Raw genomic sequence first — 14,320 nt, forward strand, 5'->3', positions numbered from 1 at the left:
GCCCTTCACCGCTAGACCTGCTCCAGCACGCTGACGTAGTTGGCGATCCCTACACCACCCATGTTCTGCACGACGGCCCGGCGCGGATCCGGCAGCTGCATCTCCCCCGCCGTACCGGTCAGCTGCATGGCCGACACCACGTGCTGGGAAACCCCGGTGGCGCCGACCGGGTGCCCCTTGGCCTTGAGCCCGCCGGAGATGTTCACGGGCATCCTGCCGCCACGGAACACCCAGCCCTCCTCGACGGCCCGACGGCCCTGCCCCGGTTCGGTGAGACCCATGACCTCGTACATGATCAGTTCCGCGATGGTGAAACAGTCGTGCACCTCGGCGAAGTCGATGTCGTCCAGCCCCACGCCGGCCATCGCGAGGGCACGTTCGAAGGAGACGCGGGTGGCCGCGAATTCGGTGGGGTCACGCCGCGCGGCCGGCAGGAAATCGTTGGCCTGGCCGAAGCCGGCCAGGCGCACGGGCACGGTTGCCGCGCTGCCCGAGCGGAACCGCTCAGAGGTCAGCACCACGGCGGCAGCCCCATCGGAGACCGGGGAGCAGTCGGTGCGGCGCAACGGGCTGGCCACCATCGGGTTCCTGTCCGAGACGGTGCGGCAGAACTCTTCACCGAGGTCCTTGCGCAGCTGGGCGTAGGGATTGGCCACGCCATTGCGGTGGTTCTTGGCCGCGATCGACCCGAGCACGTCCCCGACGGCGCCGTAGCGTTCCTCGTAGGCCTGGGCGACCGTGGCGAAGAGCCCGGCGAATCCCGTCGTCGAGCGCTTGCCGGCCATGTCGTAATCGGCGCCGAGCAGTGCCGAACCGACAAGTTCGGGTGCGGCCTGGGTCATCTTTTCGGCTCCGACCACGAGCACCGTGCGGGCGGTGCCCGCCAGGATCGACTTCACGCCCTGCTGGAACGCCGCCGAGCCCGAGGCGCAGGCGTTCTCCACCCGGGTGGCCGGCACGTTCGCCAGGGCCGGGTCGGTCTGCAGCACCAGGGATGAGGGGAAGCCGAGCGGAAGCAGACCCGAGTTGAACTGGCCGAGGAAGATCTCGTCGATGTCGGCGGGTTGGACGCCGGCGTTGGCGATCGCTTCGGAGGCCACCTGCACGATCAGGGATTCCAGGGTCTCGTCCGTGAGCTTGCCGAAGCGGCTGTGGCCCCAGCCGGCCAGCAGCACATCCGTGCCGAACTGCTCGCGCAGGCTCATGCGGCCACCCCGTTCAGGTCGGCGGCGACGGTGAAGTCCGGCTCTGTCGCCGCCCGAACCTCCTCGATGCTGACGCCGGGAGCCAGACGGCGCAGGAGGAGTCCGGCATCCGTCACATCGAAGACTGCGATATCGGAGATGATGCGGTCGACGACCTTGAGGCCGGTCAGGGGGAGGCTGCACTCATTGACGATTTTGGGCGAGCCGTCCCTGGCCGTGTGCTCGGTGAGCACGACCACGCGAGGCGTTCCCGCGACGAGGTCCATCGCACCGCCCATGCCCTTGACCATCTTGCCCGGGATGGTCCAGTTGGCCAGGTCTCCCCGGCCCGACACCTGCATGGCCCCGAGAATGGCCACCTTGATATGACCGCCACGAATCATGCCGAACGAGGCCGAGGAGTCGAAGATGGAGCCGCCGGGCTGCACCGTGACGGTCTGCTTGCCGGCGTTGATGAGGTCGGCGTCCTCCTCGCCCTCGAACGGGAACGGGCCCATGCCGAGCAGCCCGTTCTCACTCTGCAGCGTCACCTGCACCCCCTCGGGCAGGTTGTTGGCGACGAGCGTCGGGATGCCGATGCCCAGGTTCACGTAGTCGCCGTCGCTCAGTTCTTCGGCCGCGATTGCAGCCATCTCGTCGCGCGTCCATGCCATGGTCTTGCTCCCTGCAGTCGGTGGGTGGTCGGTGAAGTCGGATGCGTATCAGGCCGGCATTGCGGCGGGGCGGGGGCGCACCGTGCGCTGCTCGATGTCCTTGACCCGATTCGAGGCCTGCACCAGCCGCTGCACGAACACCCCCGGAGTCACGACGTCGTGCGGATCGATCTCGCCGCGTTCCACGATGACCTCGGCCTCGGCGATCGTCACGCGGCCCGCCGCGGCCACTACGGGGTTGAAGTTGCGGGCGGTATAGCGGTAGACGAGATTGCCCTCGGTGTCGGCCCGGTAGGCATGCACGAGGGAGACATCCGCGATGATCGCCCGTTCCTGCAGATAGGTCTCCCCGTCGAAGTCGGCCAGCGGCTTGCCCTCGGCGATCAGGGTACCCACGCCCGTCTTCGTGTAGAACGCGGGGATGCCGGCCCCGCCCGCGCGGAGCCGTTCCGCCAGGGTTCCCTGCGGGCTGAACTCCACCTCGAGCCGACCGTCGAGCAGCTGCTCGGCGAAGAGCCTGTTCTCGCCCACGTAGGAGGCGATCACGCGTCGCACCTGACCGGCCTCGAGCAGCACGCCGAGGCCCTTGCCGTCGACGCCCATGTTGTTGGACACCACGGTGAGATCCTTCACACCGGATGCCCGCACGGCGTCGATCAGGTCGGCCGGGATACCGCTGAGGCCGAAGCCCCCGACGGCGAGAGTCATGCCGTCGCGGAGCACGTCTCCGAGAGCTTCACGTGCGCTGGACCGGACCTTGGTCATGGAATTCTCCTCGTTGAGTATCCGTAAATGTATCCACCTTGTGGACACGACTTCCGTTGGTCATGTTAGGGGGCCGCGAAAGGGACTGTCAATCGCAACAACAAAGCGGAATTCGTTGAGCATCCACGCCATGAGCACTAGGCTCACTTGAATCCACATTATGGACAGGAGTCCACCGTGACCGGCATCAAATCCCCGCAGTCCGTGCCCGTGCAGGGAGCCCAGGTGGTCACCCGGATCGCCCGCATCCTGCAGCTCGTAGGGCGCAATCCCGCCGGCACACCCCTGGCCGAGATCGTGCGGGACTCCGGGCTGACCCGCCCCACCGTGCACCGGCTGCTGAGCTCCCTCGCCGCCGAGGGCCTGCTCGACCACAACCCGGTCAGGCACACCTGGCACTACGGCCCCGAGATCTTCGTGATGGGCACGGTCGCCGCCCACCGCTACCCGATCGAGGAGCTTGCCCGACCCAGCCTGCTGCGGCTGGCCGAGGAGACCGGCGAGAGCGCATTCCTCTCCATCCGGCGCGGCGCCGAAACCGTGTGCCTGCTGCGCGAGGAAGGCAGCTTTCCGATTCGCTCCTTCGTGCTGCACGAGGGTCTGCGACTGCCGCTGGGAGTCGCCTCGGCGGGGTTGGCCATCCTCGCCTATCTGCCGGAGACAGAGATCGAGCAGTTCCTGGTGCAGGACGACGCCTTCGTCGAGCGGTGGGGTGAGAAGCACTCGCCCGCGGCCATCCGTGCCAATCTGGAACAGACCCGGATCACCGGCTATTCAGTGAACCCGGGGCTCATCCTCGAGGGCAGTTGGGGAATGGGGGCCGCGATCTTCGACCGATCCGGCCAGCCCGGCTGGGCGCTGTCACTGACCGGCATCGAGCGTCGCTTCGCGCCGGATCGACGCGTGGTGCTCGGCCAACTGCTGCTCGAGGAGGCCAGCCGCATCACCCAGTCGCTGCAGCGCGCCCGCGTTTAGGGCCTGCTGGGTCGCCGTGCGCCGGCGCGGAACCGGCTACATTGAGAGCCATCCGGTGAGATAAGAGGAGCGACGTGACTCGGCCCAACGGCGTTGGTGTCGATTCCGTCGTGCCGGTCGCCGAACCGCACGCACGGCGATTCTTGTGGCGTCAGCGCCGGGCGGACACCCTGGAGGGACTGGCATGGTTCTCGGTTGCCGTGGTGTTGGCCCTTTTCCTGGCCGACGGGGGCTGGACCTACTTCACGAATATCCGTGACGTCGCCACGGGAACGGGGATCGTGGCCGGCCTGGTCGGCAGCGATCTGCTGCTCGTCATGCTCCTGCTCGCCGCCCGCTTGCCGGTCATCGACGGGGCGATCGGCTACGACCGCGCCCTTGCGGCCCACCGGCGGCTCGGCAAACCTGTGCTCTATCTGATTCTCGCCCACATGGTTCTGCTGCTCATCGGCTACGGCCTCGCACTGGGGCGCAACCCCGTGGCGGAAGCAATCGCCATGATCACGGCGATGCCGGACATGCCGCAGGCGTTCCTCGCCCTCGCTCTCTTCGTTCTCGTTGTCGTGACCTCCCTCGTGATCGTGCGGCACAAGCTTCCGTACCTGGCCTGGTACTTGGTGCATCTCCTGGTCTATGCCGCCGTGCTGCTCGCGCTCCCCCACCAGTTCGGTCAGGGGGAGCTTTTCGCTGTCGGATCCTGGGCGCGCTGGTATTGGCTGTCTCTGTATGTCGGTGCCTTTGCCGCCGTCGCAGTGTTCCGGTTCCTGATCCCGCTCGTGCGTAATCTGCGTCACCGGCTTCGGGTGTCAGAGGTGCGCACCGAGGCACCCGGCGTAGCGTCGATCGTGATGACGGGTCACGACCTTGACCGGTTGGCCGCGCACGGCGGTCAGTTCTTCAGCTGGCGGTTCTGGTCGCCCGGGCTTCGCCTGGAGGCTCACCCGTACTCACTCTCGGCGGCTCCCGACGGCCGAAGCCTGCGGATCACAGTGCGCAATCTAGGCAACGGCAGTCACCGCCTTCTAGGGGTGCAGCCGGGGACCCGGGTGTTCTTCGAGGGACCGTACGGCCTGTTCACCGCCGCGGCCCGCACCACCGGCAGAGCGGTGCTGGTCGGCGGGGGAATTGGAATCACTCCGATCAGAGCCCTCCTCGAGGACATCGACACGCCACCGGGGGCACTCACCGTGATCCTGCGCGGCGACGACTCGGAACACGTGTATCTGAGGCGGGAGGTCGAAGACATCTGCGGCCGTGTCGGCGCCCGCCTCGAGGTCCTCGTGGGTTTGCCGCCTCGCGAAGGTCATACCTGGCTGCCGTCGGCCGTGTTCGCTGCGGGCCAGACGATTTCGACTCTCGCGCCCGACATCCCCGATGCCGACCTCTTCGTCTGTGGCCCGAAGCCATGGGCGGAACTCGTGATCCGCGATGCGCGCGAGGCCGGTATTCCCGCACACCGGATCCATGCTGAACGGTTCGACTGGTGATGCGACGGTCGAGCACCGCCATCGTCGGGGTGGGCTCCGTCGCCGTGCTGGTCATGGGCTGGCAGGCAGGTTCGAACAGATTCGCCGACGACCTGCCTGCCGCCCCACCGACGCTGCTCCCAACCGCGAGCCCAAGCCCGCCCCCGTCTGATTCCGGGCCGAGCGCGGTTCCGACACCCACCGAGGTGGAGCCGCTCGCCACGGCCCATGACGGCCAAGTGATCGAGACCAGGTATGGAACGGTGCAGGTGCGGGTCGTCCTCGCCGACGGTGTCATCACGGACGTCGTCGCCCTCAAACTCACCGACACGAGTGAGACCTCGGTGGAGATCAGCGCACGGGCGGCGCCGATCCTGCGCGAAGAGGTACTGGCGGCACAGTCGACTGCCGTGAGCAACGTCAGCGGGGCCACCTACACGTGCCAGGGCTATCTCAGCTCGGTACAATCGGCGCTGGATGCCGCGGGATTCACGGGATAAGCGGGACGATCCGATGGGCGTGCACACCTTCGAGACCATGGGCACCGTGGTCAGCATCCGTCTGACACCGGATGCCGGTGCTGGCGCCCTGGCCGACGTCCCCCGGGTTTTCGACGACCTCGACCGACGCTTCAGCCTCTACGACCCCGATTCGGAGCTGTCCCTGGTCGCCGCGGGCGTCCTGGCGCTCTCCCACGCCAGCCCGGAACTGCGCGGCGCCTACACGGATGCCCTGGGTTGGCGGGAGCGCACAAACGGCGCCTTCACGCCGCACCGGCCAGACGGCGTGCTCGATCTATCGGGCCTGATCAAGGGCGTCGCGGTGGAGCAGGCCGGCCGGGTCCTCGAGGGCCACGGACACCGGGTCTTCTCCATCAACGCGGGTGGCGACATCCTCACCGGCGGTGTGCCTAGGGAAGGCATCTGGGTCACCGGGATCACCGATGCGGCCGACCGGACCCGGCTGCTGACCAGCGTGTGCCTCACTCCCGGATGGTCGGCCGCAGCGACGTCGGGTTCGGCCGAACGGGGCAACCACATCTGGCGGCGGCCAGACACCGACCGGTCCTTCCTCCAGGCCACCGTCATCGCCGAGGACATCGTCACCGCGGATGTCCTGACCACAGCGATCATCGCGGGCGGCCAGGCGACGCTGGATCACGTCGCCGACAGATTCCACATCGCCGTGCTCGTGCAACTCGCCGACGGCACTCTGCTGGCTAACCCGGCATTCCGCACGATGATCGCCACCCCGGACACGACGAATGGCCTCCGAAATCTCTGAGGCCGGCCGAGCAACACGGCCAACTCGTCGAGCGACTCCCCCGTAATCGTGAACTACGGGGTGACACCCTCGAGCAAAATCGCGAGCTCGTCGAATTCGACGTCCCAGCCCTCCCGGTTCTGCTCAAGACGTTCGCGACGGTACAGGGTGCCGCCGGGGAGTGTGTCGAAGCCCGATTCGACCACCGTGACATCCGTCCCGGTACCAGCATCGGCGATGGTGAAGCGCACGTGCGTCGCGTACTCGTCGAGCTTCTCGGCGGGGATTCCCGACCAACGGAAGCCGAACGAGCTGTCGGGCACCACCTCGGTGATTTCGATCGGGAAGCTGCCGTAGTCATCCCAGTGGATGCTGCCCGTAGCGCCGGGCTCGAGCGCGGCGAACACCACACCGTCTCCGAACCACTGGACCATCACCTCGGGGTCGGTCAGCGCCTTCCAGACGCTCGCGCGCGAGGCCTCGATGTGCACGGTGCGGGTCACGGTGTGGCCCTTGATTCTTGCGTGATCAGACACGGTGTTTCCTTCACAATCGGGCCGAGCGCGACGGGACATTGCCCGCCGAGCGGCACGTCAACTAGTTCTGCCAACGCACCTCCTCGAGCGTACTGTGGATGCGGGAAGCAGCCCGTGTTGGACGAAGGCGCCGACGGGCCGACGGGTCTCGTGCGGTTCGCCCGGTGGACGTTCCGGGTTTTCCCGCTTTCACCGCATTCCCACCGTGAGCGGCGCGGTCATGGCGCGGTGCTGGGCTTCGGTGTCGTGCTCGGCGAATCGACCTGAGAGTGCATATCGCATCAGGACCATGTCGCCGATCTGCCGGACCTCCGCGAGGGTCGCCCGCCGATCGCTGTTCCACGGAAACACTCCGTCGCCGACGAATCGGGCGCCGCCGGCGTTGCCGAGGAAGAACGGTGCCATCGAAAGGTGGAGTTCGTCGACGAGATTCGCGGCCAGAAACTGGGTGTGGATCATGGCTCCTCCCTCGACCATGAGCTCGCCAATCCCGCGATCCCCCAGGTCCGCAACGAGGTCGGTCATCGTCACGTCGCCGCCCAGGCCGACGACGACGGCGCCTCCGAGCCGTCGCCGGAGGCTTTCGGCGATCGGTGCGGGGCAGTACACCAGCCTGGTGGTGTCGCCTGCGGTGAAGAATGCGGCGTTCGGATCCAGATCGCCCGTCGCCGTCACCGTCACCTTCCACGGTGAACGGGCCAGGCCGGTGGTCTCTCGACGGCCTTGGCGGGCAACGCTGCGCACCAGCAGTCGCGGGTTGTCGCGCCGCACGGTGCGTGCCCCGATCAGAATGGCGTCGCTGCGTGCTCGCACCTCATCGACACGATCGAAGTCGTCGTCATTCGAGAGCGTGAGCCGTGGAGGACTCGCTGTGTCGAGATACCCATCGAGTGAGATGGCGCAACTCAGAGTGACGTAGGGCGTGACGCTCATGATGTCTCCTCCTGGTCGAGAGCGGTCGGAATGAGGATGGATGCTGTGCGGGTCGGTGGCGTCGTCGATGACTCGCGCGGAAGCGTTCGGCGAGGCGTCCCCGGCATGGCGTGTTTCGATCCTCGTCGGCGGACGGCGAAGACGGCGGCGACGACGGCCCCCGGCGCGATGGAGATGATGGCGAGCACGCCGAACAGGGTGGATGCTGCCACCCCCGCCGAGGCTCCGAAGCCGGTCAGTGCGAAGGCCCAACCGGCGATTCCCTCGCGCGGTCCCCAGCCGCCGATGTTCACCGGAATCGAGGCGCCGAGCAGGACGACCAGAGCGAGAGTGAGCATGGGCCCCGCCGGCACTCTCTCGCCCACCGCCGCGGTTGCGATCGTGAAGGTCGCCACATGGCAGCCGATCACGATGACCGATGCGATCGCGACCTGCAGGGAGGTGCGAATCGACCCGAGGGCGGCGCGGAGTTCGTGCGCCTCACGCAGCAATGCCCGGCGCACGCGGGCGCTTGCCGCCGACGCCGCAGCAAGCGCTCCGATGACAACACCGAAACCGATCCCCAGCGCCGGCAGCAGGAATCCCTCGATCTCGGTGCCCAAATACGCCAGCACCATCAGGGTCAGTGCGAGCTGAACGGCCTGCCCGGAGAAGCGTTCGATCGCGACTGCGCGTGCAGCTTGCCCGAGACGTGTTCCGCTCGGAACGCGGGTGACGGCCCGTCGGATGTCCCCGATGATGCCGCCGGGAAGCATCATGTTCACGAACTGGGACTGATAGTACATTCCGACAGCAGTCGGCAGGCGCAGGGGGATTCCCAGGCGCGACGCGATGAGTTGCCACCGCCACGCGGCTGCCACGGTTGCGGCCGCCGCGAAGAGGAGAGCCGCGACGATATTCGTACCGTTCAGGCTGAGGATGCCATCGATGAACGGGTCAGCGCCCACATGCGCGCCCACACCGACGAGAACGCCGCCGCCGACGATGAGACGAACGGTCCGGCGGAAGCCGGGAGAGTGAACTGCCCGGCGAAGCAGGGGTCGGATGGCGTGTGTCATCCGCGGGGCCAGGCCAGGAGGTCGACGTGACGGATGCGTGCGGCCAGTTCCCCGCGCGCGATCTGAGACAACCGCAGCCGGCGGTATCGGTCGACCTCGGTGCGCAGCCGGGGATCCTGTTCGATGGCGGCATCCACCCAGCCGTGAAACCACTCGACCAGCAGGCGTTGCAGGCGGTGGTCAAGCCGCCATTCCGTCGTGCTCGGCCGCACAGTCCAACCGGCCGCCGTGAACAGTCCCCGCGCGATGGGCGCGCCATGCGGACCGAGCTGCCGGCGATCGTCGGTCAGTCGAAGTTGATGCGCATTGAAGGCGGCCTCAAATGCTGCGTCCAGGTCGTCGCGAGGGCTGAAGCGAACCTGTCCAGTCACACTGAGCGACAGGAGAGCAGGGCACCTGGCCTCAACGCAGGCGTTCACGATCGTGTGGGTCTCGTGCGAGCTCAGCACGTCGAGCAATGCGGACGCTGTCACGAGTGACGCTCCCGCCAGATCGGACGGACGCAAGTCGGCGAGATCACCCGGCTGCGCGAGAACCGAGATCGCCACATTGTTCGCGTCCCTCGGACGCGTGCTGTCGATCGCCCGTTCGATCAGGTCCGCATTCCAGTCATGGAGAACCCACGTCTGGGGTCCGGGAAGGAGCGGAGCCAGCCAGCGCATCATCGAACCGGTCCCGCTGCCCAGATCGTGAACAATCACCGGACCCTCGGCGATCCTCGCGGCAGCTGCCAGCGCGAGGTCGTGTGATCGCGCATCCGCGTCCTCCGGTTCCCGAAGAGCCAGCCAGTCCGCACTGACAAGAGGAATTCCGATCATGCGGACACCGCCCTTCCAATGAGTGCCATCTCGTCGAGCGTTGATGCAATCGCAGCGACTGTCGCGCTCCAGGGTCGGACCGATCCGCGAGCCTCCACCGCGGCCTCGGTGAGCCGCGACCTCTGGGCCGGACTGGCCCACCAGCGGCGCAGCACCACTGCGAGGGCCTGCGCATCGTCCGGCGGGACAAGGATTCCTGCCGTCATGCTCGATAAGGCTTCGGGTATGCCACCGACGCGGGCGGCCACGACGGGGATGCCCCGTGCCAGCGCCTCCGCGACAACCATGCCGAAGCTCTCGCTTCGGGACGGCACCACGACGAGGTCAGCTCGGGCGTATGCCTCGTCCAGTCGTGCTCCGGCGAGAGAGCCGGTGAACGTTACCCTGTCGGTGAGGCGAGTTCGGTGGGCCATCCGCGTCAGCTCGTCGACGAAATCCGTTGCAATGTCGAGTGATCCGGCAAAGGTGCACGTCCACCCGTCGATGTCGGTGAGCTGCGCCAGTGCGCCGAGGAGAACGTCCTGACCCTTGTGCGGGGCGACCGCGCCAATGCACAGCAGCCGGTTGCCAGATCGTGAAGCACTCGTCGGGGCGGCCGGATCCGTTCCGGGGTAGGCGACGATCACGTCGGGGGGCCGACCGAGGCGGCGCGCGATGATTTCTGACCGTGTCCATCCGCTCGTTGCGATGATGCGTTTCGCCGCGCGAAATGCGTGTCGCTCACGATCGGCAGACACGGCATCGGCTTCCGCTAGTGCCGCTGAGACGACATTTCCGACCATGTGCGCCAGGATGATGAGCCGGAGCCGGGTGGAATGTGCCCTCAACGCCACCGATTCGCGCACAGCGACCAGACCATCGACGAGTGCGACGGCGCCGTTCGGCAGCTGGGCCATGGTCTGAGCCGTCAGCGTGTGATCATCCCGCGGAATCAGAACCGTGTGAACCGTCCAGCCGCTGCGTCGAAGCCCCTCGCGAACGTGACGGTCGTAGACATTGCCGCCGCTGACCCTGTCCGCGTCGTCGATCGAATCAGGGACGAAGAAGCACACCCACCGTGCCGAGGAGACGCTCACGGTGCCCTCGTGTAACTTGCCCACGCAATGTGCGACTCGTGGAGCGTGACCGTGATGGACTGAAACTGCTGGCCGGGGGCGAGAGCCCCCGTGGTCACCTGTTCTGCCAGGCGATCCGCGATCACCTTGCAGAGCACTTCGGTGGTCGTGTTTCTGCCGGCGAAACGAGGATCCTCGTCGAGGTTGCGATAGGTGAGAGAACCCGTGATCTCTGCAAGCGCGGCAGTCACCCTTCCGATGTCCACCACGACGCCGTCGGCGTCCAGGTCGGTGGCCGCGAAGGAGGCGTCGACGACGAATGTGGCTCCATGGAGTTGTTGCGCGGGCCCGAACGATTCGCCGGCGAGGCTATGGGCGATCATCATGTGGTCCCGGACCGTCACCGTGAATGTCATTCTGGTCCTCCCCAACTGATTGTGTGACACAGGGTGTTCGGCGCTCCGTTGGCCAGACCCGTCATCACCTCGGGGAGATCATGCCAGCAGGATTCGTCCGTCAGCAAGGCCTCGAAGGCCGGGTCTTGGAGAAGGTGCAGGGCCAGCACGAGGCGTTCCCGCGTCGTACGGTTCCGCCGATGGCCCGCGGCTACCGCGCCGACCTGGCTCGACCGGATGGTCAGTCGCCGTGAGTGGAAGTCGGTCCCGAGCCTGAGTGTGGCCGGGCGATCTCCGTACCAGCTCGCCTCGATCACGTCACCGTCGGTGACCACCGTTTCGAGTGCGAGCTGCAAACCGGCATCCGAACCACTCGTATTGATCACGATGTCCCGGTTGCCGGGGGGGCTGGACGCGTCGGCGAAGCCCACGCCAAGTTGGTCCGCCACCTTCTTCCGTGCCGGGTTCACGTCGATTAAAGCCACCTCGACGCCGGGGACGCCGCGCAGAAGTCGTGCCACGCAACATCCGATCATGCCCGCGCCGATGACGGAGACACGGTCACCGAGATGAGGACGAGCATCCCAGAGCACATTGACGGCCGTTTCAACCGCGCCCGCGAGTACGGCCCGACGGGCCGGAACTCCCTCGGGAATCGGGGTGACAGCATCGGCGGGCACCACGAATGCGGACTGGTGCGGGAAAAGCGTGAACACGGTCCGGCCTCTGAGCGACTCCGGCCCACCCTCAACGACGCCGACATTGAGGTACCCGTATTTGACCGGGCCGGGAAAGTCGCCGTCCTGATATGGTGCACGCATCCGGTCGTACTCACTGGGTGGCACATGTCCGCCGAACACCGAGACTTCGGTTCCTCGGCTCACTGCCGTGTAGAGAGTCCTCACGAGCACCTCCCCGTCGCCGGGTGGCGCCAACGGTTCCCGACGAAGTTCCCCGACGCCAGGCCTGTCAATCCAGAAAGCGGTGGATTCGAGCATATTTCCCCCTAAAGTGGACGATTCCCGGCGGAGTGCCGTCTTCCTGAATAGATGGATCAAAAGAGAAACGAGGCAGGGATGGCCAGAGTTCACTTCGTGCCGATTTCAGCCGCGATCGTGGGGGCGGCAGCCGCGACGGCCCTCGGCCTTGTCGCTGTGCACTGGTACCGGTCATGGGTGCCGATCGTCGGGTGGTTGGCCACTCTGAGCTATCTTTTGCTGTCGACTGTATTCCTGCTGAACGGGCTTCGACGCAGGAGGACAACTTTGTTCGGGCCGGCAAACGTCGTCACAGCGGTCCGATCGACGTTGGTCGGCCTGATCGGAGGGATGGTCGTTGTATCGTTCGCGGTGCCGATTCCCGTCGCCCTCCTGGTCGCCCTGATCGTGCCGGCCCTGCTTCTGGACGCTGTCGACGGTTGGGTCGCCCGCCGTACAGATTCTGTGAGCGAGCTGGGCGCGCGGTTCGACATGGAAGTCGACGCGTTCCTGTTGCTCGTGCTGAGCGTGTACGTTTCGAATGACCTCGGGATCTGGGTGCTGGCAATCGGCTCGATGCGCTACGCCTTCGTGCTTGCGGGCCTGATCTTTCCCTGGTTTCGTCGGTTATTGCCATCCCGCCCGTGGCGGAAGGTGGTCACGGCCGTGCAGGGCATTGCGCTGGCGACGGCCGTGGCGCGGATCCTCCCGGGGTTGGATGCCCTGCTGGTCGCGATTGCGCTGGCCCTGCTCGTCGAATCCTTCGGTCGAGACGTCATTTGGCTCGCTGTGCGGCGGGCACGTCCCGACAGCGAGGAGGAGGACTCGCACGTGACGCGGACGATGGGATGATGCAGCTCCGCGGGGTGCCAGCCTGCCATCCACGTCGTGGTCTGCTCAGGCAGATCGTGGTTTGCGAAGCACCAATGCCGAGGTGATGGCCAGCACCACGACGCCGGCAGCCTCGATGACGACCGTCGCCGGCACGAGCGTGAAACTCCACGTCTGCTCAATGCCGAACAATCCCACCGTCAGGGCGAGCACCAGCGCCAGAAGGCTCGCGATCAGGAACAGAAGGCCAAGCACGGTGGTGAGCCCCAGAAGCCTGCCACGCAGGGTCAGGACCCCGACGGCCAGCAGGATCCCCGCGATGCCGTTGAGAACGAAAGACACGCCGAGCACGCCGCCTACACCGTCGAACACCAGGAACAGGTGGATGGCGCCGGTCGCCGCGAGAGTGATCGCGCTGAGGCTCCGCATCACCATGGGGAATCCTTTGCTCATGTTGTTCATCTTCACGCCTGCTTCCGATTCGCGTAGCCGTCGCTGCGGACATACTAGTGAAACGAGTGAGCCGGCCAAGGAGTTCGCTCGGGCATTCCTGGCCGTGCATTGTCAGATGATCCCTTCCCACCAGCCAGCATGAGCGGGAACCCACGCGCCACGCGCGCCAGAAACGACAAATGGCCTCCGAAATATCGGAGGCCATTCGTTGCGGGACGAGTACTTGGAACAGAATCAACCAGTTCTAAGAACAACCCTGTGGCGGGTTGTTCCTATAACTCACAGGCCGCTGAATCACTGGGCAGTTTTTCGGCACTTTGACGCACATCCTCCGCACTCTGCCAAATAATCCTCTATCCCCCCTGCTACCCCGCTTGTCCCGACATGACACCCCGGACTACCTGCTTTGCCAGTCACGAAGGAATGAGCGCCATTCGGGCCAGAAGCGCTGCCCAGCATACGAGGGTGCCGATAATCGATCTGCCCTCGCCATGATCGCTCGGGCTGAGCCCTAAAGCGCACCTAGCAGAGCGACCTCGTCTTCGACTTCTGTGTGAACTGCAGTAACTGGGCAGCCAGAAAGAGACCACCAAACGCCCCGGACGAGCAGAGCCCTGAACCCATTCATTCCCCCGCTGGCAACGCCGTATCCTCCGGCTGCTAGCGCCTTCGGCAGCGAGACGTGGTTAGGCGTTCGGGAGAGCAAGCACGCCATCGACCCGTCGCGCAATGTTCTGCAAGACACCCCACCCACCCACTTCGAACACGCACACCGTAGGCATCTGGCGACGAAGTCGGTAACCCAACCAGAGATCCCCACTGGCCGGGAACTTGACGGCTCTCTCTCTCTCTCTCTCTCTCTCTCTCTCGATGCGAGAGGTGGGCCGCTTCGACACTATGGGCCGCACGTTGTACTCCACGACCGACTCACCTCCTT

At 66.1% G+C, this 14,320-nt stretch carries 16 protein-coding genes; 5 read left to right on the top strand and 11 right to left on the bottom strand.

The window, feature by feature from the left end; translation table 11 throughout:
* Positions 1–11: 11 nt before the first annotated feature.
* From AC0J5J_RS08395 to AC0J5J_RS08405, 3 genes are read right to left on the bottom strand one after another with little or no spacing between them, the layout of a single operon-like run.
* A complete protein-coding gene (locus AC0J5J_RS08395) occupies positions 12–1,205 on the bottom strand; it encodes an acetyl-CoA acetyltransferase (protein WP_134425173.1) in 1,194 nt (397 codons plus the stop codon).
* Positions 1,202–1,858, bottom strand: a complete 657-nt coding sequence (locus AC0J5J_RS08400) for a CoA transferase subunit B (RefSeq protein WP_134425174.1) — start codon at positions 1,856–1,858, stop codon at positions 1,202–1,204. Before AC0J5J_RS08400 ends, AC0J5J_RS08395 begins: the two co-directional genes overlap by 4 nt.
* Before the next feature lie 48 nt (positions 1,859–1,906).
* Positions 1,907–2,623, bottom strand: a complete 717-nt coding sequence (locus tag AC0J5J_RS08405; RefSeq protein WP_134425175.1) for a CoA transferase subunit A — start codon at positions 2,621–2,623, stop codon at positions 1,907–1,909.
* A 177-nt stretch (positions 2,624–2,800) separates the two neighbouring features.
* On the opposite strand from AC0J5J_RS08405, the gene AC0J5J_RS08410 reads away from it, so the two are divergent.
* The 4 genes from AC0J5J_RS08410 to AC0J5J_RS08425 all read left to right on the top strand — a co-directional run bounded on the left by AC0J5J_RS08410 (position 2,801) and on the right by AC0J5J_RS08425 (position 6,348).
* Positions 2,801–3,598, top strand: coding sequence for an IclR family transcriptional regulator (locus AC0J5J_RS08410; protein WP_474897483.1), 798 nt, complete (start codon positions 2,801–2,803; stop codon positions 3,596–3,598).
* A 74-nt stretch (positions 3,599–3,672) separates the two neighbouring features.
* Positions 3,673–5,085, top strand: coding sequence for a ferredoxin reductase family protein (locus tag AC0J5J_RS08415; protein ID WP_474897485.1), 1,413 nt, complete (start codon positions 3,673–3,675; stop codon positions 5,083–5,085).
* Positions 5,085–5,564, top strand: a complete 480-nt coding sequence (locus AC0J5J_RS08420) for an FMN-binding protein (RefSeq protein ID WP_474900204.1) — start codon at positions 5,085–5,087, stop codon at positions 5,562–5,564. Before AC0J5J_RS08415 ends, AC0J5J_RS08420 begins: the two co-directional genes overlap by 1 nt.
* Complete coding sequence (locus AC0J5J_RS08425) at positions 5,542–6,348, top strand: FAD:protein FMN transferase (RefSeq protein WP_474897487.1); 807 nt, start codon at positions 5,542–5,544, stop codon at positions 6,346–6,348. The genes AC0J5J_RS08420 and AC0J5J_RS08425 overlap by 23 nt, the downstream gene beginning before the upstream one ends.
* Positions 6,349–6,401: 53 nt before the next feature.
* Here the strand turns inward: AC0J5J_RS08425 and AC0J5J_RS08430 are convergent, their stop codons facing one another.
* The 7 genes from AC0J5J_RS08430 to AC0J5J_RS08460 all read right to left on the bottom strand — a co-directional run bounded on the left by AC0J5J_RS08430 (position 6,402) and on the right by AC0J5J_RS08460 (position 12,006).
* The gene (locus AC0J5J_RS08430) at positions 6,402–6,863 is read right to left on the bottom strand and encodes an SRPBCC domain-containing protein (protein ID WP_166785535.1); all 462 of its coding nucleotides are present in this window, start codon (positions 6,861–6,863) and stop codon (positions 6,402–6,404) included.
* A 189-nt stretch (positions 6,864–7,052) separates the two neighbouring features.
* A complete protein-coding gene (locus AC0J5J_RS08435) occupies positions 7,053–7,796 on the bottom strand; it encodes a RibD family protein (protein WP_134425180.1) in 744 nt (247 codons plus the stop codon).
* Positions 7,793–8,854: a lysylphosphatidylglycerol synthase transmembrane domain-containing protein gene (locus tag AC0J5J_RS08440; RefSeq protein ID WP_474897489.1), complete on the bottom strand. Its 1,062-nt coding sequence runs from the start codon at positions 8,852–8,854 to the stop codon at positions 7,793–7,795. The genes AC0J5J_RS08435 and AC0J5J_RS08440 overlap by 4 nt, the downstream gene beginning before the upstream one ends.
* Positions 8,851–9,672 carry an SAM-dependent methyltransferase gene (locus AC0J5J_RS08445; protein ID WP_474897491.1) on the bottom strand — a complete coding sequence of 274 codons (822 nt, stop codon included), beginning with the start codon at positions 9,670–9,672 and terminating at the stop codon, positions 8,851–8,853. Before AC0J5J_RS08445 ends, AC0J5J_RS08440 begins: the two co-directional genes overlap by 4 nt.
* Positions 9,669–10,748 (bottom strand): glycosyltransferase family 4 protein, encoded by a 1,080-nt coding sequence (locus AC0J5J_RS08450; RefSeq protein ID WP_474897492.1) that lies wholly within the window; start codon positions 10,746–10,748, stop codon positions 9,669–9,671. Before AC0J5J_RS08450 ends, AC0J5J_RS08445 begins: the two co-directional genes overlap by 4 nt.
* Positions 10,745–11,143: a 6-pyruvoyl trahydropterin synthase family protein gene (locus AC0J5J_RS08455; RefSeq protein WP_474897493.1), complete on the bottom strand. Its 399-nt coding sequence runs from the start codon at positions 11,141–11,143 to the stop codon at positions 10,745–10,747. The genes AC0J5J_RS08450 and AC0J5J_RS08455 overlap by 4 nt, the downstream gene beginning before the upstream one ends.
* A complete protein-coding gene (locus AC0J5J_RS08460; protein ID WP_474897495.1) occupies positions 11,140–12,006 on the bottom strand; it encodes a zinc-dependent alcohol dehydrogenase in 867 nt (288 codons plus the stop codon). Before AC0J5J_RS08460 ends, AC0J5J_RS08455 begins: the two co-directional genes overlap by 4 nt.
* A 309-nt stretch (positions 12,007–12,315) precedes the next feature.
* Between AC0J5J_RS08460 and AC0J5J_RS08465 the strand changes: the two genes are divergently transcribed.
* Positions 12,316–12,951, top strand: a complete 636-nt coding sequence (locus AC0J5J_RS08465; RefSeq protein WP_474897496.1) for a CDP-alcohol phosphatidyltransferase family protein — start codon at positions 12,316–12,318, stop codon at positions 12,949–12,951.
* A gap of 45 nt (positions 12,952–12,996) precedes the next feature.
* On the opposite strand, the gene AC0J5J_RS08470 is transcribed toward AC0J5J_RS08465, so the two are convergent.
* Positions 12,997–13,383: a hypothetical protein gene (locus tag AC0J5J_RS08470; RefSeq protein WP_241972806.1), complete on the bottom strand. Its 387-nt coding sequence runs from the start codon at positions 13,381–13,383 to the stop codon at positions 12,997–12,999.
* Positions 13,384–14,320: the final 937 nt, after the last annotated feature.

The organism is Cryobacterium sp. TS_SC_7, assembly GCF_056156285.1.

Coding starts and splice junctions, on each gene's coding strand:
- AC0J5J_RS08425 (WP_474897487.1), top strand. CDS start 5,542: ATGCCGCGGGATTCACGGGATAAGCGGGACGATCCGATGGGCGTGCAC.
- AC0J5J_RS08470 (WP_241972806.1), bottom strand. CDS start 13,383: ATGAGCAAAGGATTCCCCATGGTGATGCGGAGCCTCAGCGCGATCACT.
- AC0J5J_RS08445 (WP_474897491.1), bottom strand. CDS start 9,672: ATGATCGGAATTCCTCTTGTCAGTGCGGACTGGCTGGCTCTTCGGGAA.
- AC0J5J_RS08405 (WP_134425175.1), bottom strand. CDS start 2,623: ATGACCAAGGTCCGGTCCAGCGCACGTGAAGCTCTCGGAGACGTGCTC.
- AC0J5J_RS08455 (WP_474897493.1), bottom strand. CDS start 11,143: ATGACATTCACGGTGACGGTCCGGGACCACATGATGATCGCCCATAGC.
- AC0J5J_RS08435 (WP_134425180.1), bottom strand. CDS start 7,796: ATGAGCGTCACGCCCTACGTCACTCTGAGTTGCGCCATCTCACTCGAT.
- AC0J5J_RS08420 (WP_474900204.1), top strand. CDS start 5,085: ATGCGACGGTCGAGCACCGCCATCGTCGGGGTGGGCTCCGTCGCCGTG.
- AC0J5J_RS08440 (WP_474897489.1), bottom strand. CDS start 8,854: ATGACACACGCCATCCGACCCCTGCTTCGCCGGGCAGTTCACTCTCCC.
- AC0J5J_RS08400 (WP_134425174.1), bottom strand. CDS start 1,858: ATGGCATGGACGCGCGACGAGATGGCTGCAATCGCGGCCGAAGAACTG.
- AC0J5J_RS08395 (WP_134425173.1), bottom strand. CDS start 1,205: ATGAGCCTGCGCGAGCAGTTCGGCACGGATGTGCTGCTGGCCGGCTGG.